Here is a 22,900-nt window from a genome sequence, read left to right as displayed (position 1 = left end):
CAATTAGCTCAAGTAACGCACTCTATCTAACAAATGCGAGGTAAATGCATTCCAGTTAACCGGCTCAGGCGACGTGTATTTCCCAGGGGTGTTTTAAGAAAAAGATTGCCTTTGCCTCTTCCGATTACCTTCCCGATTACCTTTGCCTCTTTTCCATATTCATGATTATGCAAAGCTTTCAAAACACGTTCTTCATCCTCTTTGGCCACAATCAAAACAGCCTTCCCTTCATTGGCCAAGTAAAGAGGATCAAATCCCAGCATGTCGCAGGCCCCCTTCACTTCCCGTCTGACAGGCAGAGAGCTTTCTTCTAATTCTATCGTCACCTTAAAATCTTCACATATTTCCACCAAAGTCGTTGCCAGCCCTCCGCGAGTAGGGTCCCTCATAATTCGAATACCCTTAACCCCTCTACAGGTTTCTTCAATCATATTATTCAAAGAAGCACAATCACTCTGAATGTCTGTCATGAGACCCAACTCGCCACGGGAAGTAAGAATGGCAATTCCGTGATCACCAATCGTACCGCTCACAATGACTGAGTCGCTCTCCTCTATTCCCTGAGGAGATAGACTTATCTCTTCACAATGAAAACCAACACCCGTCGTATTGATATACAGGCCATCCGCTTTTCCGTGTTCCACTACCTTTGTATCACCAGCAATAATTTTCACACCTGCTTTTTCTGCCTCTTTAGCCATCGATTCTACAATGGTATTCAAATCATGAAGCAAAAAGCCTTCTTCAATAATAAATCCAGCCGTCAAATACTTCGGAATCGCCCCACTTACAGCAATATCATTCACTGTTCCCGCGACAGCCAACTTTCCAATATTGCCTCCGGGAAAAAAAATAGGCTTAATCACAAAACTGTCAGTGGAAACGGCAACGAGACCCGAGCTTGAAAAGGTTACCGCATCCATCATTGGCTCCTGTTGATGTCCAAAATGTTTGATAAATACATCCCGGATCAATTGGTGAGCCAATTCACCGCCATCCCCATGGGCCATACTTATCCTCTTACTCATATGATATCCCCCCTCATATACTGGTAATGAGCCGCACACGTACCTTCACTTGATACCATGCAAGGGCCGATGGGCTTTGATGGGGTACAGGCTTTACCATATAACACACAATCCTCAGGAACTGCTAGTCCGCGGAGGATATCTCCACAACGACATTTGGTTTTGCGGGGTTCTCCCACATGAACATTAAATTTTTTCTTGGCATCCAAATGTGCAAATTCTTTGCGAATATCTAAGCCACTATTGGGAATAACACCCAGGCCTCGCCACCATTCATCACATTCCTTAAAGTACGTCTTCATAATTTCCTGTGCAAATGAATTTCCGGAATGGGTAACAACGTGAGTATGATAATTCTCGATCTCTACCCGTTCATCCAGCAGCATGGCAATCAATTTGTAGATTCCACCCAAAACACCTACGGGCTCAAATCCGCAAATTGTCCCAGGAACCCCATACTCGTCAACCAAGTAATGATAACTGTGCTTTCCGAGGACAATGGACACATGTCCTGGTAGTAAAAAACCATCTAGTTTCACTTCCTGTGCTTCTAAAAGAACGCGGAGGATAGGTTCAACCAACTTGGTCGTTACCCACATGGAATATTTCTCTAATCCCTTTTCATTCGCCTCCTTTAAAGCGATCCCCAGGGATGGGATGGTAGTTTCGAATCCGATCCCTAAAAATATCACTTCTTTATCCGGATTCTTCTCTGCTATACGAACCGAATCAGAAGGTGAATAAACCACGCGGATATCCTTTCCTTCGCTCTTGGCATCCAATAGTGAACCATTTGAACCAGGGACACGAATCATGTCACCAAAGGTGCAAATAATTCTTCCATCACCTTGAGCCAGTTGTATCATGGCATCTATCGACTTTTGATCAGTTACACAAACAGGACAGCCCGGTCCGGATACTAATTTGACATAATCCCTAAGTGCCTGTTTAATCCCCGATCGTGCCAGCGCCATGGTGTGGGAACCACATACCTCCATGATTACCGGTTTACGGCCATGTTTTTCAATAAAAGTTTCTGCTAGATTCTTAACTTTATCCAATAATTTGCGACTTAAGTCCGGATTAGAGAATTGATCAAGAATTTGTATCATCCGCTAATTTCCTCCATTCCTCGATACTTAATCGCGCATATTCCTCATCAATAATGGACATCGCCTGACCGGCGTGGACAATCACATAATCTCCTTCTGACACTTCAGGAACCATAATTATGCCCACATTCATTTTAGTTCCCATCACATCGACCACCGCTGTATATTCCTGTTTTTCAATTACTTTTGCTGGGACGCCTATACACATAATATCTTCTCCTTACATTTCATAATTGTATCTCAATTGTTCATTCGACTATTCCTTTTATTGGCTGCGATTATTAACTGACCAAGGGACAATCCACCATCACTGCAGGGTACCTGCCTGTGAACGTAAACTTCAACTCCTGCTTTTTTCAAGCCATCGGCAATTTTTTGCGAAAGATAAGGATTATGAAAACTACCTCCTGACAATACGACTTTCCGGTTATAATTCGGATACCTTTCTATCGATTGAATGACGGCACTTTCACAAGCCGACACAATCAAACGGTGAAATCGATTGATCATTGTCCGAATTGGAACATTGGAAAAAATGTCATGAACAAGTTCCCGCAAACCCTGGCGAATCTCAATAACCATCGTTTTATCTTCTGAACTGATTAGATCATATGAATAGCCTTCTTCCTTCGTCACTTCCCCTACCATTTGCTCAGACAAGCGTATCGCAGCCTCCCCATCATAGGTAGAGAGCATGGAAATTCCGAGCATGGCACTGACGGCATCAAACAACCGTCCGCAGGTTCCAGCTAGGGGGGCATTGATTTTCTTTCGCACCATATTCGTCAGTAACTCAATTTCAGTCGAGTAATTCGGAAATAATCGTTTAGCCCATTGTTTTCCTTCTTCTCCAAAGAAATGAAACAACATTCCCACAGCGTTACGCCATGGTTCCTTAATCGCCTTCTCTCCTCCTGGTAATGGCCAGTAGTCAAGATGCGCCAAACGTTCATAGCGGGTAGCATCACCATAGAGTAATTCAAAACCCCAAATATTTCCGTCATCCCCATATCCAGTTCCATCCAAAATCATGCCAAAGCAAGGGTCGGTTAACCGATTGTCCTCCATACATGAAACCATATGAGCATGGTGATGTTGTACAGATACGATTTCCCCTTCCATCTCTCCAGCCAATCGGGTGGTTGTATATTCAGGGTGTTTGTCCACAGCGATGAATTCCGCTTCAATCCCCATCCATTTCTTCAAATGTTCATACGCTGTTTGAAAAAAATCTACCATTTCCATGGTTTCCATATCTCCGATATGGGGGCCGAGGAAGACCTGATGATGCCTTCCAATGGCAAACGTATTTTTTTGCTGTCCTCCAAGGGCGACAACGTCATGGACATTTGTATCGGTGAAAATTGGATCTGGAACATAACCTCGTGATCGCCGAAAAAAATAGGATACATCTGATTTCACCCGTACAACCGAGTCATCTAATGGATGCAGAATTTCCCGATCATGAGTCAGAATATAGTCTGCGATGCCATTCAAATAGGTAAGTGCCTGATCATCCCTGAATAAAATCGGTTGGCCGGACGGATTGGCACTGGTCATGACTAAAAGAGTCAATGATTCATCAAATAACAAGTAATGCAATGGGGTATAGGGAAGCATGACGCCAAGGGTGTTCATTCCCGGTGCTATAGCTTCCGATAACATAGGTTCTGTTCTGTCACCCTTTAATTCCAAAACAACAATCGGCCTCTCCGGAGAAGTTAAATGATTTACTTCTGCATCGGAAACATGACAATAACGCCTCACCTCTTCAAGTGAAGCTGCCATTACTGCCAGCGGACGGTTCGGGCGATTCTTTCGCTGGCGTAATCGCTTGATGACATCCTCATGATACGCATCGCAGGCCAGATGATAACCGCCCAGGCCCTTAATGGCCACAATGGCACCATTTTTCAATAGTGACCTGGTCAAGGCTAATGCATCTCCTTTGATCTCATCACCTGCTATGTTCAACAGTTTCAATTGAGGACCACAGACTGGGCAGGCAATCGGCTGGGCATGATGGCGTCGATTTCTCGGATCATGGTACTCGGCTGTACATTTCTCACACATTGGAAAGGCAGCCATTGACGTGTATTGACGATCATAGGGTAACTGATCAATGATCGTATAACGCGGACCACACTGCGTACAATTGATAAAGGGATATTGGTAGCGAACATCATCTGGATCTCTCATTTCCCCCAAGCATTCTTCACACACTGCCGAATCAATCGGGATGACAATTGACGCTTTTCCTGATCGCTCACTTGGAACAATCTCGAAACGACTATATCCTTGGATCGGTATATTCTTTACCGTAATTTCATCTATTTTGGACAAACGCGGCGGGTGACTCCGCAATTCTTGAAGCATAGCAGATAGATCGGAATCTTCTCCCTCCACCTTTATTCGAACACCATCTAGATTATTCTGTACCGTTCCGACAAGATGATATTTATCTGCCAAGAAAAAGATATAAGGACGAAATCCTACTCCTTGGACCCGTCCAGTAACTCGTATTTCTATTGCTCTTTGCATTTTTTATATGCGCCCCGGATCCAGTTGATCCACTCTTCCATACCTTCACCTGTGATCGCCGAAACCTTGAGCAGGCGAGAATCCGGATTAATCCCCTTCAAATCTGTCTCTGCCTCTTCCACATTAAAGTTCAAATAGGGAAGGAGATCAATTTTATTCAACACGACAAGTTCGGTACGTCGGAACATCACAGGGTATTTTGGTATTTTATCGTTTCCTTCCGGAACGGATAAAACGGCAATTTTACAAGTCTGTCCCAAGTCGTAACCTGATGGACATACAAGATTACCCACATTTTCAATAAAAAGAATGTCAATCTCATCCAAATCAAATTCCGGTAATCTTTTGGCGATCATCCGCGCATCCAGATGACAACCTCCACCCGTATTAATTTGAACGGCCTGGGCGCCTAGTGTTCGAATCCGATCCGCGTCTTTTTCTGTGGCAAGATCCCCTTCGATAACTCCAATCGTAAATTCGTGAGCCAATTTCTCCACAGTTTTCTCCAGGAGTGTAGTTTTGCCCGCACCAGGAGAACTCATCATGTTAATAACCAACGTCTTACTCTGCAGAAACTGACGCCGATTAAAATCGGCCGCCAGTTGGTTGTCTGTTAATACATTTTTATCTAAAGTGACTTTCATTTTAGCTAACTCCCTTCATAGGATTCAATGGCTAATGTCTCCCCAGAAATCAGTTTACCCGTTGGTAAGGAGCAACTAGGACATACTGCAATGCGCCGATCAGGTTTGTATTCTTTCTCGCAGATCGTGCAACGTGCCCAAGCAGGCTCATGAATGATCGTTAACTGAGCATTCCTGGATATCCTTTCAATTCCTTGTGCTTTGAAAATATCGAAAGCCATCTCAAGGGCCTCAGGCATGGCATTGCTTAGTTCACCCACGGTTAAGCTTACTCTATTCACTTCCTTGATACCACGTTGTGTTGCGTCCCGTAAAACCAAATTAAGGATATCTCCCATTAACGCCATTTCATGCATGGTGATCTTCCTAACTATTTAAGATTTTTAAACAGCAGCAACGTACCAGACATCGTCGTCAACTTTCGTTGGGTAACTCTCCAATGGAAGCGTCCCTTCTTCCTGTTCAATCGAATAACTTCCTTCGCATTGCGTACATTTGATTTTTTTCTCATGGGCAATCCATATTGTTATAGATTGGCATGCCGTACAAATCCCGCCAACTGCTTTCATGATTTTCCCATCAGAATAGACATAAACCGGTTTCCCTTTAATATAAAATTCCTGGATCATGTCAAAAGTTGCAGGATGGAACTTTCCTATAGGAATCCATTTAAGATCAATTAGTTCATCTACAAGAGCATTCATCGTTTCCTTCTTTTCGTGTAAATAGTCGAAAACCAGGTCCTGGATAGTTTGAGTGAGGTCATTCCCGATCTGCAAAAAAAATTGTCTGCGGTTCACCGATATGACCTCCACTGTTTCACCTTATCAACCACCATCTCAACCAATTTTGGCAGTTGTTTGGCTACCGTTTCAGTCATTTCAGCACCCCATTCCAAGGATTTAGGCTGAATTCCGCACATAAACATCTCTTTTGGAAGGCTACCTCGGAACTTCGCCATGGCCAGTACCTCTTGAAAACCAAGCTGGTGAAAAGACATTTTCACTCCTAAATATTTGGGAATTTCTTCTCCTTCTAACGTAATCAAGGTCCCCGGTTCTTTTCCTGCATTAATCGCATCAATAATCAATAAATAGTCTGTCTCTTCCACCGGTCCCAATAAACGGAGGCCATCGGTCCCACCATCAATAATTTCAATATCATCTTGATCAGCAAAAACTTTTCTTAAAGGGGAAAGGGTGTGAACACCCACACCCTCATCTGTAAAAAGGGGGTTGCCGATTCCCAAGATCGTAATTTTATTTTCGACAGGTTTTATGATCATTGGGATCATTCCTTTTCGCCATTTTGATGATTGCTTTCGTGTTTATAACCGGTAAAAATGGATGACATTGTACCGTTCTTACTCAGCCAATCTTCTCGAAACGCCATATAAACGTGAACAACCATAAAGACCATGAATCCCCATGCCACGATATGATGCCAGGAGCGAACTGAGAAACTATCACCACCAAACAATGCAGGAATCCAACCAAACAAAATCCCCATAAAAGAATCAAGTCTGGGTTCAGCTAGCAGGTAGTAACCCGTCAACATCATGATAATCGAGCCTGCTCCAATAAAAACCCAATAACTTAGTTCAGCAAGGGGGTTGTGCCCAATATAATGTTCCTTCTTATTATTTAAGAATAGATAATATTTGATGGTCTCCCACAAACCCGTCCAAAATTTTTTTTTCAAAGGATTGGATTTAGAATAAGTATTTCCCTTATATACCCAATACCAGCGCACTCCCAGATTAATCGTGAAGACAAATGCGGCAAAGAAATGAATGTAACGGGCCCAACCCATGAGGTAAGAATAATATGCCTCTTCCGGTATGGATGCCGAGATAAAAGGTCTGCCAATATATATGCCGGTAATCATCAAAATAATGATGCTTAACGCATTAACCCAGTGGAAAATACGTACCGGTAATTCCCATACATATACCTTTTCCGAATGGAGGTGAACTTGCTCAGCCCTACGAACGCCCTCTGGATCAAAAATCTTATATTGATTCTTTTCTAACTGCAATTCATTCTCGGAGATTGCCATTGCTATCCCCCTTTACCCGATACGAATATCGGTTGTTACTTTGTGTTCTGTATCTGTCAGGTGAACAGCACAGGCCAAGCAAGGGTCAAATGAGTGAACAATCCTTAGAATCTCCAAGGGTCTTTCCAGGTCACGAATTGGGGTTCCTCTTAAAGCCGCTTCATAGGCCCCAATTTGACCTTTATGATCCTTTGGAGATGCATTCCACGTGGTTGGAACAACGGCTTGATAATTTTTTACCTTCTCGTCTTCTATCACAATCCAATGTCCTAACGCACCGCGTGGGGCCTCCATCCATCCCACCCCTTTGGCCAGCTTAGGCCACGTTTTCGGTTCCCACTTCGTACGGTCAAAGGTGACTTGGTCCCCATTCTTAATATTGTTAAGTAAAGCATCCATATCATTACGAATCCAATTGGATATAATCCCTGTTTCAAGTCCACGGGCAAGGGTACGACCCAACGCCGATTGTAGAGCCGAAAAAGGCAACTCCATTTTCTTAAGGGTATCATCAATTGCTGAAACGAACTCTTCCCGACCCAAGGCATACCCTATGATCATCCGAGCCAATGGACCAACCTCCAATGGATTCTCTTTCCAACGCGGAGATTTAATCCAACTGTATTTTTGATTCGTATCAAGATATTCATATGGTGGCTTAGGACCTGTGTAATTTAAATTCGTTTCACCAGACCATGGATGTTTACCATCACTCTCATTTCCATCGTAGCTATACCATGAATAATCAATGAACTCCTTTACCTGCTCGGGATCTTTCGGATCTACGTCCAATACCTCATTCAGGTTGCCATTTAATATGACTCCCCGGGGCATTCGGTACAGATTCACATCCCGTATATCTCCAGTCGAAAAATCTCCATAGGATAAATAACTACTTAACCCGCCACCATAAGTCCAATCCTTATAATAGGAACTAATGGTAAGCAGATCTGGAATATATACTTTATTTACAAACTCCCTCGCTTGATCAATGATTTGTGAAACATGCATTAATCGTTCAGCATGAATACCATTATCACTATTGATATCTAAAGGAGTAGCCATACCACCAACGACATAATGCGGATGGGGGTTTTTCCCACCAAAGATTGTATGAATCTTAACAATCTCCTTCTGCCAGTCAAGGGCTTCCAAGTAGTGAGCCACGGCTAACAAGTTCACTTCAGGGGGAAGCTTGTACGCAGTATGACCCCAATAGCCGTTAGCAAAAATACCCAACTGCCCACTTTCCGCAACAGTTTTAACTTTATTTTGGATATCGCGAAAATAGCCTGGAGATGATTTGGGCCAATCGGAAATGGATTGAGCAATTCGACTGGTTTCATTTGGATCCGCTTTCAAGGCACTCAGTACATCCACCCAGTCAAAGGCATGCAAGTGATAGAAATGAACCACATGGTCGTGCATAAATATCGCCATATTCATAATATCCCGAATCAAATGGGCATTCCGCGGAATCTGAATTTCCAGGGCATCCTCCACCGCACGAACCGAGGCTAAAGCATGAACAGTTGTGCAAACACCGCAGATTCGTTGAACAAAGGCCCAAACATCCCTTGGATCTCGATCCCTTACAATTAACTCCAAACCTCGTACTAATGTTCCTGAACTATAAGCCTCTTCAATTTTTCCATCTTTGATATCTGCCTCAATCCGTAAGTGACCTTCAATTCGGGTTACTGGATCTACCACAATTCTTTCACTCACTGATTCTCACCTCTTCCAGAATGTACATCACCATTTGATGTTTTATCATTGTTCTTCTTCAGCGCTGTAACGGTTGCATGGGCAGCAATCCCCACAGCAGTTGCCCCAACGGCATATAATCCCACTTCATCCGGATTAATCGTCGTTTGTGTTCCTGGTATTTTCGCCATTCGCGTATAAAATGGTCCATTGTCCCAGAAGTTTTGTTCCGTACAACCGAGACAAGGGTTTCCTGATTGAATGGGATAACTAACCCCTCCATTCCAACGCATTTCAGCACAAGAACTGTAAGTCGTTGGTCCCTTGCAACCTACTTTATATAAGCAATACCCTTGCTTTGCCCCTTCATCATCAAAGGATTCGGCAAACAAGCCCGCATCGAAATATGCTCGTCGATTACATTTATCATGGATACGGTGTCTGAAGAATGCCTTTGGCCGACCAAGATGATCGAGCTCAGGAATCCTATCAAAGGTAATCATATGGGCGATAACCCCTGTCATAACCTCAGCGATCGGAGGACAACCTGGCACCAAAATTATCGGTTTATCCTTTATGATATCTTTTACTGCTACTGCATTGGTAGGATTGGGATTTGCAAAGGGAATCCCTCCCCACGAAGAGCAGGTCCCATAGGTTATAATTGCTTTTGCACCTTTGGCGGTTTCTAGTAACAATTCCTTTCCAGACATTCCACCAATAGTGAGATATTCGTCGTTTAAAGAGACACTACCTTCAACGGCTAAAATATACTTCCCGTAATACTTCTCTATCACATCAGTCCGTGCACTTTCTACCTGATGACCAGACGCTGCCGATAGCAATTCAAAATATTCCAGTGAGATCATATCTAACAGCACGCTTTCAGCTTTTGGATGTGTCGTGCGAATGAACGACTCTGAACAGCCTGTGCATGCTTGTTGATTTAGCCATATCACTGGAACACGTTCCTTTGACTCCATGGCATAAACTACTTCCTCAGTGTTTGAAAAATCTAACCCCATAGTTGCTGCAAGGGCGGTACACATCTTCAAGAAGTCTCGACGTGTCATCCCCCTTTCCAGTGCATGATCATAAATGGTTTTTACTTTCCCCATTCCACTTAACACCTCTCCCCATCTTGTACAGTTTAAGCTTAATCAAGCACGTTTAATAACCACCAAGAATTATATCAATAATAATTTGAATTTTAAATGATTAAATCAGAAATAAATTATTTTTATAAAATATATTTGACAAATATTTGTAATTAAGAATGCCAACTGAAGAAAATACAAAAAGTAATAACGTCTGATTTAATAAGATAGATGAGTTTTATGCCTTTTAATTAATAACAAACTTGATAGAATTTTATAAACTATTAATCTTTTTATATGATTAACTTATCAAGTAATTCTACCGCAAACATTAGTGAAAACGATCTGCATGTTTAAGAAATTTTTGAATAACATTCCGGGAGTGTGATCACCGATGAAATTAACGAAGGATCGTCACAGCCCGCGATATCCAAATAACTCCAATCACCAGGCTGGACATTCCAGTTAAAAACCACATTCCCTTGCTTACATACTTCCAACGATATGACCATGAAAAAAAACGTCCCACCATTACTCCATAGATAACCATGGTTAGTGTCACGCCAATGCCATAAAATATAATGAGTACCATCGCTCCAGTTACCGTATTTACCGCATTTAAAGGACCAAACAATAATACCCCCGCCGTTCCTGCCATACCCGTTACAATCCCTGTTAAAAGTGGGCCATAGGTAAATACCATTTGATCCATTTTTGTTTGACTTTGTCCTTCAGATTTTAACTTTTGTTTTCTAAGGAATCGACGATAAATGGACCACATCCCCAACGCAATTAACAATATTCCTGAAAAAAGCTCCCAAGAGCTATTAAAAGTGACTGACAAAGAATATTTAAAGGCCAATACGACACTTCCGATGATAAACACAGTAGTAGTATGTCCTAAACCAAATTTAATGCCGAATTTAATGACTTTTGAAGGTCGCGGATCCTGACTGACAAAATCAGTCATCTCGGCTACATGATCATAATCGAAAGCATGGATAACACCTAGTAAAAATGAAGTAACAATCAATGATGAAAACCAAATCAATTCCTTTTCTTCCTTTCCCGTTCTATCTAGAGAGTCATAAAGATAATTTCAGCAAACTTCCACCACATCCTAATGGATTACTTCCACGCATCCTGATGAAGCTTTGGTATCCCAGTTCTACACTTTTCGGTGCCCTATGAACTATGACAATTGGCGAAAAAGCAAAATAGATTATTTCTTTTTCAGTGTAACAAACGCAAATAAAAATTACTGTCGTACAGCTGACAGTAAACGGAAAAGCCAAAAGTTTTTTATCTACTTAAAATTGAATAATCCCTTTATTTATTAAAACCCATTTGGAGAGATATTTTCCTATTTCTACTTTAAGGGGTCATCACATTCGTGAACCAAGTCTTTTAATTTTTTTAGATCTTTAATAAGGTACGTATGTCGATTTACTTTCTCCAAAATTTCCATTTTTTGTAGATCACTCAATATCGTCGATACGGTTTGACGGGATGACCCTATCATATTCGCTATATCCTCTGTTGACATACCCATATCAAGCTGAATACCCTCTGGTACTTGTATTCCAATATCCTCTACCGCATAAATTAAAAATTCTACCAGTCTTAAGCGAACCTCTTTAAAAGCCAAACCATTAATAATCGTAATAGAATTTTTAAGTAAAACACCAAGAACATGAACCATAACCAATGCTACATCAGGTATATCTGCGATTATCTTTCTTAAAACTTGAATATCGGTAACTAAAATAGTAGTATCTTCTAAAGCTTGGCAAAAAGTCCTGGTATGTGTACTAAAAATATCTCCAGGTCTTAAAATAGATAATGTAAACTCTTTATATTCATTAACAAGATAAACACGTACTTTACCAGACTTAATTAAAAAAGCAAAATTATCCTGTTCTTTCGGAGTAAAAAGTATCTCCTTCTTGGTATATTTTTTCTCTTTAAACTCTTTAAAGTAATTGCTGCAAGACGGAGAACTTAAAACATTTATTAAATCGATATCAGTTAATTTCATCCTAGTGGGCATTCAGCTTCCCCCCGATAGATTGACTTCTACAAGTACATATAGTCTTCTCATTTTCTTTACTAGATAAATTTAGGAGCAGACGGGGGCAACATCCGTTTATGTTCGGAACGTTTATGCATTCTCTCAATGATCTCCCTGTCCTTTTGCGGAATCTCTTTTCCTTCTAGCAGATCATCCACCATATCATAGGTGGTCCCCATTTCCTGTTCATCTGTCTGTCCTTCCCATAAACCAGCAGATGGCGCTTTAGTAAGAATCGCTTCTGGTACACCCAAATGGGCAGCCCACTTTTTTACCTCCCGTTTAGTTAAATTGGAGATAGGAAGGATATCCACCCCTCCATCGCCATATTTTGTAAAATAACCGGTATAGGTTTCTGCGGCATTATCCGTTCCCACCACCAGGTAATTTAACGAATTGGCAACGGTATATAAGGTGCTCATTCTAATTCTGGCTCTTAGATTAGCATCAGCCATCCTAAGACTTGTCCCTTCTTCGATTAACTTCTTCTCAGTTAATGCAGAAGTGACCTTGCCATAAATCACATGATGGGCTTCGGAAAGATCCACGTCAAGATATGAGATACCAGAAGCTTCCACCACCTTTAACGCATCTTCCCTATCCTTTGGATTGCTCTTGATTGGCATGATGACTCCCAGGGAGTTTTCAGGAAATGCCTTTTTTATCAGAAAGGTAACAAGGGCAGAGTCAACCCCACCGCTGATTCCGACAACAAGCCCGTTGGCCCCTGCTTCTTTCACTTTTTCGCGCAGCCAATCCACAACTTTTTCAATTTTTTCATCCAACGTCATGGTATACTCCCCTTTTTATAATGGATTTATTGATGTGCATAGAGCCTCAACTCTATTATAACCATTCTTGTCAAGCTTTGTCATAAATATTTACATAAGATGAGTAATGGAGAACAGGAAACAGCTTCAAATAAGAACGAATAACCTCTTTTCTTTTATTCCATTGACCTTCATATCGCTTAATAAAGTGAAATACCCGGTTTTGCCGGTATCCTTTTTTTTTGAATAAAACACCGTTTATCTCTCTCATGATATCTGAAGGGAAACGTAGTAAAAATGAGAGAAGAACTAACTCCCTCTCCTCTAAAGGAATATAATCCTGATATCGATTCACAATATCGGCAAGAAAATAATCGTTCCAATTTTGTTCAACCATAACCCGGTTAATCAATTGGACCAAATCTCCCAATTGAAGATCAATGCCCGCTGTATCTAGATCGATAATATAGACCTCTCCTTCTGCTGTTTTTAAAAAGTTATGACTGGCTACATCCCGGTGGGCTACAGCAGATTTTGCGGCATCTTTGAATGTAAGTTCTTTTAATAAAGACATCGGCAGCTCTTCTAAAGCATGATAGGCCTCCTTTAGAATTCTAGCCCCATTTTGAATCATCCATAACTCCAATGGACTTTTGGGATAATTTAGACCTATCTTTTCCAAAGACCTTTCAAAATTCTTTACTCGCTGCATCCATTTCTCATATAAAGGTATCCCCGTTATCTCTTTTCCGCCCTTGATTCTCTGGGCTGCCTGATGGAACTGAGCTAAAGAAACTGCCGCTTGCTGTGCATCCGTAATCTTCTGATAAGTCATTTGACGCCCTGGTATGTAAGGCATGACCATAAACCAATGACCCTGATGCTCAAAAAAAGGAACCCCATTTTTTACTCTAAAGGAACACACATTGGTAAATTGATTGTTTATCACCTGGGTTGACAACGAATGAAGCCAATCCAAGTCTTTGTCAGACGGGTATGATTTCATCATGTATGCCCCATGGGAGGCCCCAATATACCAAAGATTCCCCCATTTTTTCCATAGATATATTTTTTCTCCGAGAAAATGAGACGCTTTTTGGAAAAGAATGTCCATGATCAATGCCTCCTTCAATCTTCGGGAACATGCATATGTAAGAATTGAAGCCCGAGTTGATCAAAAAGAAGGGTCATTTCGGGCCTCAAAAGAGAGTGCCGGTTAGAAATTAAAAGCTGGAACTTTCTTCTTCAAAAGAAGGAATCATCATTGGCGGAACCACGGGCATTGGAAAGTATGTTCCATAGGGCTTGAAATTGTATGGATTCATCGGATAGGAATTCATTCCATAATAAGGTTGAACCTGTCCCATCATATACATGGGGCAGCATCCATAGGGAATGGTTCCCATCGTCATTTGCTGGGGAAAGGTAAGCGGACTGGATTCGATGGAGTCCCTTTCTGGATGGTGGTGATGGATATTGGGAGTTTGGTACATCGGATATGTTGGAACCATTGGATTCATGGAATACATCGGATAGGGGTAACTTTTCATTTTGGCTGAAGAATCTGCCGATTCATCTTTCCTTGCAATTGAAGATTCTTCTTTTACGGTCAGAGATTCTTTAACTTCTGCTTTGAACATCTCAGATTTATGCTCTACTTTAGAAATCTCTGCCTTTGTAGCTTCCATCTGTTTTTTTTCAACGATTTCCTCTACGGGTGTTACAGGATGAATAAAAGCTTTTTCCTTTTTTGGTTTTACAGGAAATCCAGGGGTGGGAATTTTAATTTTCATTCCAGGCCTTAAAACGTCCGGATCTTTAAGGTGAGAATTTACTTTTTTCAAAGTTTCAAATTCCACCTGATATTTCTTTGACAGTTTCCAAAGGGTATCTCCTTTTTGGACCACATGAATTTTCAACATGACTACCTCCCTAGGCGAAAATTTCATTATATCATATGCACCCATGGGCGTTTTGCTCATAAAAACATCCGCAGATTTCTCTGCGGATGTTTTTTTTATTCGACAAATTTCGAGGTACCCGACACCGGGATTAAACGGCCTTTTCGGCGATTCCTTCATAAACTTGAACTCCATCTGTGGTAACTACTTTACGGAATTCTTCCAATAGTTGATTTGTAATGTTTCCAGGTTTTCCGCTTCCGATCGGTCTGCCATCAACCTGTACAACGGCTATAACTTCTGCCGCGGTTCCGGTTAAGAAAACCTCATCAGCAGTATAGACATCATGACGGGTAAATGGCTCTTCCTTTACTGTGTATCCAAGCTTCTCGGCAATTTCCATGATGGTATTTCGTGTAATTCCTTCCAGGGCTCCCAAATAGGATGGAGGTGTGATAACGACCCCTTTTTTGACGATAAAGACATTGTCACCGGAACCTTCTGACACATACCCTTGGGCATTTAGCATTAAAGCTTCCTTCACACCTGCCAAGCTGGCTTCAATCTTCACCAATACGTTATTTAAATAGTTTAACGACTTAATCTTTGGATTTAAAGCATCTGGTACATTTCTTCTGGTTGGCACTGTAACTATAGGAAGACCATTTTCATAAAGTTCTTTGGGAAATAAAGAAATATTATCCACAATAATAATGATTTCTGGTTTCTTACATTTGAAGGGATCTAACCCCAGATCTCCGACACCCCTGGATACAACCAGACGAATATAAGCATCCTTTAATTCATTCTTTCGAACAGATTCAACCACAGCTTGTATCATTTGTTCCTTGTTCATGGGAATTTCAAGCATAATAGACCGGGCAGAATCATAAAGCCTGTCAATATGTTCCTTCAGTTTAAACACATTCCCGCTGTATACACGAATTCCTTCAAAAATCCCATCTCCATACAAAAAACCATGATCAAATACCGAAATTTTTGCGTCTTCTTTCGAAACAAACTCTCCATTTAAATAAATCCATCTACTCATTACAGTAGGCACCTCCACCCCATATTTAGACCATTAAGTGTAAAAGAAATACCTCTACAACAAAATCCTAACATCGAGAACACCCGTGAAAAATTAATGGGATGACGTCAGAACCTGCCGCAGAGGTTTTTTTCCTCACGGTGTACATCATTTGGATGCTGATATCCCTCGGACCAGACCTTCCATATAGAAACGGAACCCTAGATATCCTCCTGACTTGCTTAAAATGATTTGATTCGCAAATATAATCTTAAATCTGATGGAATTTTCATTAAAATTCAAATTAATTTAATGATCATTATACGAGCATGCGCTCAGAAAGTCAATGAAAATAGGATAACTTTTTCAGGAAATTTTATTTTTTACGATGCTTTCCTTAACCATAAAACAGGGATATGTTCCAAGATATCTCACTTCGCAACCGATAGCTTCTATCTCGGCAAAGGCCCCGGGAAGAAGAACATCATCCATTCCTTGCTCGATATCGATCAAGAAATGGTAACTTCCAAGGCCCTTCTTGGTGGGACGGGATTCAATGCGGGAGAGGTTGATTTTCCTCCAGGCAAACGCCGCCAACACCTGGTACAAGGCCCCTGGGAAGTCAGAAGGCAATGTAACCAAAATACTTGTTTTCTGCTTTTCAGAATGCCCAATAAACGCATTTTCTTCTCCAACAAGAATAAAGCGAGTATAATTATTGGTATGATCCTGTATTTGATGATGAAGGATTTTAAGCGGATAGATTTCTTCAGCCAAACTTGTTCCAATGGCAGCCCACGGTTTTTCCGGGCTGTTCGCCACAAATTGGGCAGCTTCAGCCGTGCTGTTTGTATATTCCACTTCCACATGGGGAAGACATTCTCTTAGGAAATGATGACACTGTGCTACCGCATGGGGATGTGAATAAACTTTTTCCACATGATTAAGTGTTATGGGAATCTCTCTTTTCGCCACCAGGAGATGCTGAGTGATGGGAAGAACCATTTCAGCCAAGATGGGAAGGTTCACCTCATGAATCAGCCAATCCAAAGTTAAATTGACAGATCCTTCAATGGAGTTCTCAATGGGGACCACTCCAAAATCTGTCTCCTTTCGATAGGTGGTCTCTAAACAATCGGCTATATTTTTGCGAGGAACCCACTCATTTTTATCCTCATCAGGAAAGATTGCCCTTGCTGCTTCTTCTGTAAATGTTCCCCGAGGACCTAAAAAAGCTATTCTCCGTCTCATTCAATTCTGCTCCTATCCTTTTCTTTTCTATACACTCTACTATGGGACCAATCCCCTGTCAACCAGTACTAAACTAGACGATAGCGGAGTTTTTTACAGACAATCGTTCAACTGATACGCCATTGTGATCAATGGGCAAAATTCTACCCTTTGCTTCAATTTGTTCCCTTCGGAAAGCATCTTCCAAAAATTGAATGACCCCATCTTCCTTCCCCTTTTTTGTAAAGGCAATCAGAGTAGGTCCTGCCCCGCTCAAAGCTACCCCCAAAGCCCCATGATTCACAGCCGTTTGTAAAATCTCATTCATTCCGGGAATAAGGGGAGCCCGATAGGGCTGATGGAGCTGATCCTGCATGGCATACGGCAAAAGATCCAGATTTCCCGTAGCCAAAGCAGTTAATAAAAGGCCGGTATGGCTGACGGCATGAATCACCTTCTTGATTTCATACTGCTGAGGTAATACTCCCCTGGCTTTTTCCGTAGGTAGGTGAAAAGAAGGGATGATTGCAACAACACTTAAATCCTCAGGAGGGAGAAGCTTCACAAAGGGAACAATATTTTTCTCCATCACGGCAACAACGATTCCGCCAAATAATGAAGCCCCCACATTATCCGGATGACCTTCCAGTTCCGTAGCCATCACATAAATCTCTTCCTTTGATAAAGGCTCGCCGATCAGGGCATTGGCAGCGACCATTCCTCCAATGATAGCTGCAGCACTGCTTCCAAGACCTCGGGTTAATGGAATTTCGGTTTTGATCGTCATATCCAGGGGATGATACCCAAAGCCGGCTTTTTGAAAAACCTGCTGAGCCACCTGAAATACCAAATTACTCTCATCCTCTGGAAGTCCCTCTAAATTCTCATTCAATAATTTAATTCTAGTCTTTTGCGAAAATTGCATATCAATGGTTGTATACAACTGAAAAGCCATGCCCACCGTATCAAAAGCAGGGCCCAGATTGGCGGTGCTTCCAGGAACTTTAACCCTAACCTTGCCTTCCATGAGTTGCACCTTCTTTTTGTATGATCTCCATGACAGCTTTTCTTGAATTTTCCACAACCACTGGTTGAACGGTTACGGCTTCCAAGGCAATTTTGGGGTCCTTTAACCCATTTCCGGTTAGCACCGCTGCAATTTGTGTTCCTGAAGGAATTCGGTTGCTTTTTCTCAACTTTATAATTCCGGCGATGGATGCGCAAGAGGCTGGTTCAGCAAAAATCCCCTCAGTGGATGCCAATAAGCGATAAGCTTCCAAGATCTCCTCATCACTCACCATATCAATATTCCCCTTTGATTCCTTTACGGCATTCATCGCTCCGTCCCAACTGGCGGGATTTCCAATGCGAATGGCAGTGGCAATGGTTTCCGGATAAGGAATCACTTCTCCCTTCACCAGGGCGGCGGCTCCCTCTGCCTCAAATCCAAACATCTGTGGCAGATTGGTTACCTTGCCAGCCTGGTGATATTCCTTAAACCCCTTCCAGTAAGCGGTAATATTACCTGCATTTCCAACTGGAATGGCAAGAATGTCAGGAGCCTTTTCCAACACATCACATATTTCAAAGGCTGCTGTTTTTTGCCCTTCCAATCGATAGGGATTGACGGAATTGACCAGTGTAATGGGCTCATCCCTGGTAATTTCTCTTACGATTTGAAGAGCCTCATCAAAATTACCTTCGATGGCAATCACCTCAGCTCCGTAAATCATGGCTTGGGCCAGTTTTCCCATGGCAATATTATTATTCGGGATAATCACAATGCAGCGTAGGTTGGCCCGGGCCGCATAGGCGGCAGCAGCAGCTGAAGTATTCCCGGTGGATGCGCACATGATGGTATGGCTTCCTTCCTCCATCGCCTTGGCAACAGCCATCACCATCCCTCTGTCCTTAAAGGAACCCGTAGGATTGAGGCCTTCGTATTTCACGTACAATTCAATGTCCAGCATGTTCGACAGTTTTTCCGCATAGATGAGGGGAGTATTTCCCTCATGCAAAGTAATAGGTGGGGTTTTATCTGATACGGGAAGAAAAGAGCGATATCTTTGTATGATTCCTGCCATGATTATGCCTCCCCACCTTCTACTCTGTAACAACTTTTGATCTCTTTTACCACATCCAAATGTGAAAAAACTTCAATCACTTTGTTCATATTTGCTTTGGACGCAAAATGGGTAACCAGAATAATTTCCGCCTTTGATTCACCGTTGATTTGATAGGGCTGTTGAAGCACCTGCTCCAGGCTAATATCATTCTCCGCCAGGATGCTGGTAATCTGGGCCAAAACCCCGCGCTTGTCGGCGACAATAAACCTAAGAAAATATTTAGAGACCACTTGGTCATCGGATTTTAGTTTTTTCTCTTTGTATGGAGCCACAGTTCCCCTCCCATTTACTCCTAATTTCATATTTTTCACCACCGTTACTAGATCTGATACCACTGCGGTTGCTGTGGGTAATTGACCGGCACCGGGACCGTAGAACATCGTCTCACCTACGGCTTCCCCGTATACATAAACCGCATTGAACACCCCATTTACTGAAGCTAATGGATGGGATTTGGGAATCATCGTCGGCTGCACACTTACTTCAATCTTATCGTCATCCCGCTGGGCGATACCCAACAGTTTCACTTCATAGCCAAGTTTTTTTCCGAGGAGAATATCTTCTTTGGTAACCTTGGATATCCCTTTCACGTCTACTTCATCCAAATTTAATGCCACATGGAACCCCAAAGTGCTTAATATGGCCATTTTCCTTGCGGCATCATGTCCTTCCACATCGGCAGTCGGATCAGATTCAGCATATCCCAATTCCTGAGCTTCCTTCAGTACATCTTCATAGGAGGCACCCTCCTGGCTCATTTTAGTCAAGATGTAGTTGGTGGTCCCATTCACGATACCCATCATTTTTGTAATTCGATCGGAAGAAAAACCTTCAACTAACGCTCTTAATATGGGAATGCCGCCGGCAACACTGGCTTCATAGAAAACATCGCACCCCATTTGTTCCGCCTTGGAGAGGATTTCACCTCCTTGCAGAGCCATTAAGTCTTTATTGGCAGTAACCACATGCTTTCCTCTTTCAAGGGCTTCCAAAATATATTCCCTTGTAGGCTCAATGCCTCCCATCACTTCAACGATCACATCAATCTCCGGATCATCAAGAACCTCCCATGGATTGTTCGTGATTATGGAACGGTCAACCGTAACTGAACGCTGTTTTTCAAGGTTTTGAACCAAAACCTTTACGATTTCAATGCGGCATCCGGTTTGTTTATATAAATCCTCCTGATGGGCCTCTAAAATACGGACAACACCACCACCCACGGTCCCCAAGCCCATTAAACCAATTTTAACAACCTGATTATCCATGTGCTTCTCCCCTCTGCATGATTTTCTTTATCCTCTGCCCACGATAATGGCTTTGGACACGCCGTCAATCGTTTCCAATCCTTCCAAAAAGTCAGTGGTGGATAAGTCCATTGATGCAGTATCAATGGACATGGCGACATTGGCCGATCCCTGTAACGGAATCGTCTGATGAATGGTTAAAATATTTCCGCCGGATTGGGCAATATAGCCTAACACTTTGGATAACACCCCAGAACGGTGCTCCAAATTCATGGAGATGGTTATAATCTTCTCTCTCATCATCGCATTGAAAGGGAAGATCCCATCTTTATACTTGTAATAGGCACTTCGGCTTAATCCCACTTTCTCCACTGCTTCAAAAACCGTATCTGCTTTTCCTGATTCCAACAGCTTTTTCGCTTCCACCGTTTTTAGAATAGATTCCGGAAGAATATTAGACCGAATCAGATAAAAAACATCTTCTTTTTTTTTCATCTCAGTCCTCCATACATATACACCTGTTTATATATACGGGACATTATAAACCATATCCGTTCATCAGGCAATCCTTTTTTTTAAAACGCAAAGAAATAAGATTGAAAAACGTCGAATACTTGATATAATAAATGTGTAAGATATTAAAAAGACCGCAGGTGCTGAAACACCCACGGTCGGTATAAATAGATGCCCATAAGGGCGTTGGCTCATAATTTGGTAGAAATAGACCGCAGAGATGTCAACTCAAGGGCGGTCTATTTCCTATTTTTTTGAGACAGTATTGCCACAAGCATTCCGAAAGCTATCATTACAGTTATTGTTTCAAATACTGTCATGTTCTCACCCCCTTTCTATCTTCGGGGATGAGCCAACCACCCTTGAGGAGCCAATTCTATTGTACAACCCTAAGTATAGCACAAAAAGTGGCTAAAATGACCAAATTCAATGAATAATACAAATTGGGCAACATCCCGGAAATGTTGCCCAATTAATCTATATTTGTTAATTTCTGCTACTCGATATCCCCTTCTACAAATTCAAACTCGATTTCGCCAATCCGAACAATGGAACCATCTTCTGCTCCCCGTTCCCTTAATGCCTGATCCACACCCATCTTCCTCATAATCCGGGCAAAGCGGCGAACAGATTCATCCTGTGAGAAGTCTGTCATCAAAATCATTTTTTTCAACCTTTCCCCTTCCACCACAAAAACCTCATTTTCCCTTCGGACCGTAAAGGGTTCTTCCTCTTTCTCAGCCCGGTATATCTTTCGTTCCTCTAATTTTTCCTCTTCAACAAGAGGATAGGCTGGCAAAGTATCCAATTTATCGGCTATGGCATAAAGGAGTTCCTTTATCCCCCGCTGCGTCACTGCAGAGATAGGATAAATGGGAATATCTTGATCTAACTTCTCTTTAAAATGCCTCAGTTGTTCCTCTGCCCCTGTCACATCCATTTTATTGGCGACAATGATCTGGGGTCTTTCCTCCAATTGCTGATTATACAACTTCAGTTCTTCATTAATTTGTAAATAATCTTGAAAAGGATCACGTCCTTCTGAAGCCGACATATCAACCACATGAAGAATGAGCCTCGTTCTTTCCACATGTCGAAGAAATTGATGTCCCAGCCCTACTCCTTCATGGGCCCCTTCAATTAATCCAGGCAAATCAGCCATCACAAAGCTTCTGTCATCCACGGTGCATACCCCAAGATTTGGGGATAATGTGGTAAAATGATAAGCACCAATTTTCGGCCTTGCTGCAGATACCACAGAAAGTAGAGTAGATTTTCCCACACTGGGAAAACCAACCAAGCCAACATCTGCGAGTACTTTCAATTCTAGGACGACCCACTTCTCCTCACCTGGTTCCCCCTTCTCTGCCATATGGGGGGCAGGGTTTGCCGGGGTAGCAAATCTCATATTTCCCCTTCCGCCTCTCCCCCCTTTTACAATTAGGGCTTCCTGACCATGATGAACCAAATCAACCAAAACTTCTCCTGTTTCTGCATCGGTAACCAAGGTGCCCGGGGGAACGCGGACGATCAGATCTTCCGCATTGGCCCCATGCTGCCCTTTACTCTTGCCGTGTTCTCCCCTGTTCGCCTTAAAATGGCGCTGATAGCGAAAATCAACAAGGGTACGCAATCCTTCATCCACCCGAAAAATCACGTCTCCTCCTTTTCCTCCATCACCCCCGGCAGGACCTCCTAAAGGGACATATTTTTCTCGCCGAAAGGCTACCTGTCCGTTCCCTCCGTCGCCGCCTTTCACATATATCTTAGCTGTATCAACAAACATCGCTTCACCTCAAGAATGGAAGTCTGGTACTCTAGTTCC

Annotated in this window: 24 protein-coding genes; all 24 read right to left on the bottom strand. The window is 42.2% G+C overall.

Annotation, left to right across the window (positions count from 1 at the left end; translation table 11 throughout):
* Positions 1 to 26: 26 nt before the first annotated feature.
* The 24 genes from hypE to obgE all read right to left on the bottom strand — a co-directional run bounded on the left by hypE (position 27) and on the right by obgE (position 22,861).
* Complete coding sequence (gene hypE / locus L1765_RS01880) at positions 27 to 1,028, bottom strand: hydrogenase expression/formation protein HypE (protein ID WP_236403860.1); 1,002 nt, start codon at positions 1,026 to 1,028, stop codon at positions 27 to 29.
* On the bottom strand, positions 1,025 to 2,140 hold the full coding sequence (gene hypD / locus L1765_RS01875) for a hydrogenase formation protein HypD (protein ID WP_236403857.1): 1,116 nt from the start codon (positions 2,138 to 2,140) through the stop codon (positions 1,025 to 1,027). Before hypD ends, hypE begins: the two co-directional genes overlap by 4 nt.
* Positions 2,124 to 2,348 carry a HypC/HybG/HupF family hydrogenase formation chaperone gene (locus L1765_RS01870; RefSeq protein WP_236403850.1) on the bottom strand — a complete coding sequence of 75 codons (225 nt, stop codon included), beginning with the start codon at positions 2,346 to 2,348 and terminating at the stop codon, positions 2,124 to 2,126. Before L1765_RS01870 ends, hypD begins: the two co-directional genes overlap by 17 nt.
* Before the next feature lie 32 nt (positions 2,349 to 2,380).
* Entirely contained in the window at positions 2,381 to 4,681 is a 2,301-nt protein-coding gene (gene hypF / locus L1765_RS01865) for a carbamoyltransferase HypF (RefSeq protein WP_236403841.1), read from the bottom strand.
* On the bottom strand, positions 4,666 to 5,325 hold the full coding sequence (gene hypB / locus L1765_RS01860) for a hydrogenase nickel incorporation protein HypB (RefSeq protein ID WP_236403839.1): 660 nt from the start codon (positions 5,323 to 5,325) through the stop codon (positions 4,666 to 4,668). The genes hypF and hypB overlap by 16 nt, the downstream gene beginning before the upstream one ends.
* A gap of 5 nt (positions 5,326 to 5,330) precedes the next feature.
* Positions 5,331 to 5,681: a hydrogenase maturation nickel metallochaperone HypA/HybF gene (locus L1765_RS01855; protein WP_236403834.1), complete on the bottom strand. Its 351-nt coding sequence runs from the start codon at positions 5,679 to 5,681 to the stop codon at positions 5,331 to 5,333.
* A 27-nt stretch (positions 5,682 to 5,708) separates the two neighbouring features.
* Positions 5,709 to 6,125: a hypothetical protein gene (locus L1765_RS01850; RefSeq protein WP_236403832.1), complete on the bottom strand. Its 417-nt coding sequence runs from the start codon at positions 6,123 to 6,125 to the stop codon at positions 5,709 to 5,711.
* Positions 6,122 to 6,610, bottom strand: a complete 489-nt coding sequence (locus L1765_RS01845) for a HyaD/HybD family hydrogenase maturation endopeptidase (RefSeq protein WP_236403828.1) — start codon at positions 6,608 to 6,610, stop codon at positions 6,122 to 6,124. Before L1765_RS01845 ends, L1765_RS01850 begins: the two co-directional genes overlap by 4 nt.
* A 5-nt stretch (positions 6,611 to 6,615) precedes the next feature.
* Positions 6,616 to 7,383, bottom strand: coding sequence for a Ni/Fe-hydrogenase, b-type cytochrome subunit (cybH, locus tag L1765_RS01840; protein ID WP_236403825.1), 768 nt, complete (start codon positions 7,381 to 7,383; stop codon positions 6,616 to 6,618).
* A gap of 12 nt (positions 7,384 to 7,395) precedes the next feature.
* Entirely contained in the window at positions 7,396 to 9,111 is a 1,716-nt protein-coding gene (locus tag L1765_RS01835) for a nickel-dependent hydrogenase large subunit (RefSeq protein ID WP_236403822.1), read from the bottom strand.
* Complete coding sequence (locus tag L1765_RS01830; protein WP_236403821.1) at positions 9,108 to 10,208, bottom strand: hydrogenase small subunit; 1,101 nt, start codon at positions 10,206 to 10,208, stop codon at positions 9,108 to 9,110. Before L1765_RS01830 ends, L1765_RS01835 begins: the two co-directional genes overlap by 4 nt.
* 379 nt (positions 10,209 to 10,587) lie before the next feature.
* Positions 10,588 to 11,238: a HoxN/HupN/NixA family nickel/cobalt transporter gene (locus tag L1765_RS01825; RefSeq protein ID WP_236403817.1), complete on the bottom strand. Its 651-nt coding sequence runs from the start codon at positions 11,236 to 11,238 to the stop codon at positions 10,588 to 10,590.
* Between the two features lie 318 nt (positions 11,239 to 11,556).
* Positions 11,557 to 12,237, bottom strand: a complete 681-nt coding sequence (locus L1765_RS01820; RefSeq protein WP_236403814.1) for a Crp/Fnr family transcriptional regulator — start codon at positions 12,235 to 12,237, stop codon at positions 11,557 to 11,559.
* 59 nt (positions 12,238 to 12,296) lie between these two features.
* Positions 12,297 to 13,043 carry an NAD(+) synthase gene (gene nadE / locus L1765_RS01815; RefSeq protein ID WP_236404023.1) on the bottom strand — a complete coding sequence of 249 codons (747 nt, stop codon included), beginning with the start codon at positions 13,041 to 13,043 and terminating at the stop codon, positions 12,297 to 12,299.
* A gap of 76 nt (positions 13,044 to 13,119) precedes the next feature.
* Positions 13,120 to 14,142 (bottom strand): phosphotransferase, encoded by a 1,023-nt coding sequence (locus tag L1765_RS01810; RefSeq protein WP_236403811.1) that lies wholly within the window; start codon positions 14,140 to 14,142, stop codon positions 13,120 to 13,122.
* Positions 14,143 to 14,251: 109 nt separating this feature from the next.
* The gene (gene safA, locus L1765_RS01805) at positions 14,252 to 14,950 is read right to left on the bottom strand and encodes a SafA/ExsA family spore coat assembly protein (RefSeq protein ID WP_236403809.1); all 699 of its coding nucleotides are present in this window, start codon (positions 14,948 to 14,950) and stop codon (positions 14,252 to 14,254) included.
* A 130-nt stretch (positions 14,951 to 15,080) separates the two neighbouring features.
* A complete protein-coding gene (gene ilvE, locus L1765_RS01800) occupies positions 15,081 to 15,980 on the bottom strand; it encodes a branched-chain-amino-acid transaminase (RefSeq protein WP_236403803.1) in 900 nt (299 codons plus the stop codon).
* 345 nt (positions 15,981 to 16,325) lie between these two features.
* Positions 16,326 to 17,210 (bottom strand): prephenate dehydratase, encoded by an 885-nt coding sequence (gene pheA / locus L1765_RS01795; protein ID WP_236403800.1) that lies wholly within the window; start codon positions 17,208 to 17,210, stop codon positions 16,326 to 16,328.
* A gap of 73 nt (positions 17,211 to 17,283) precedes the next feature.
* On the bottom strand, positions 17,284 to 18,216 hold the full coding sequence (gene thrB / locus L1765_RS01790; protein ID WP_236403797.1) for a homoserine kinase: 933 nt from the start codon (positions 18,214 to 18,216) through the stop codon (positions 17,284 to 17,286).
* Positions 18,200 to 19,273 (bottom strand): threonine synthase, encoded by a 1,074-nt coding sequence (gene thrC, locus L1765_RS01785; protein ID WP_236403796.1) that lies wholly within the window; start codon positions 19,271 to 19,273, stop codon positions 18,200 to 18,202. The genes thrB and thrC overlap by 17 nt, the downstream gene beginning before the upstream one ends.
* A gap of 2 nt (positions 19,274 to 19,275) precedes the next feature.
* Positions 19,276 to 20,583: a homoserine dehydrogenase gene (locus L1765_RS01780; protein WP_236403795.1), complete on the bottom strand. Its 1,308-nt coding sequence runs from the start codon at positions 20,581 to 20,583 to the stop codon at positions 19,276 to 19,278.
* A 27-nt stretch (positions 20,584 to 20,610) separates the two neighbouring features.
* On the bottom strand, positions 20,611 to 21,057 hold the full coding sequence (locus L1765_RS01775) for an ACT domain-containing protein (RefSeq protein ID WP_236403792.1): 447 nt from the start codon (positions 21,055 to 21,057) through the stop codon (positions 20,611 to 20,613).
* A 257-nt stretch (positions 21,058 to 21,314) separates the two neighbouring features.
* Entirely contained in the window at positions 21,315 to 21,395 is an 81-nt protein-coding gene (locus tag L1765_RS16160; protein ID WP_407942175.1) for a putative holin-like toxin, read from the bottom strand.
* Positions 21,396 to 21,571: 176 nt separating this feature from the next.
* Complete coding sequence (gene obgE / locus L1765_RS01770) at positions 21,572 to 22,861, bottom strand: GTPase ObgE (protein ID WP_236403788.1); 1,290 nt, start codon at positions 22,859 to 22,861, stop codon at positions 21,572 to 21,574.
* Positions 22,862 to 22,900 lie beyond the last annotated feature (39 nt).

Source organism: Microaerobacter geothermalis (assembly GCF_021608135.1).
In the GTDB taxonomy this organism is placed as follows: Bacteria; Bacillota; Bacilli; order DSM-22679; family DSM-22679; genus Microaerobacter; species Microaerobacter geothermalis.
This window is presented reverse-complemented; position numbering and strand designations above follow the sequence as displayed.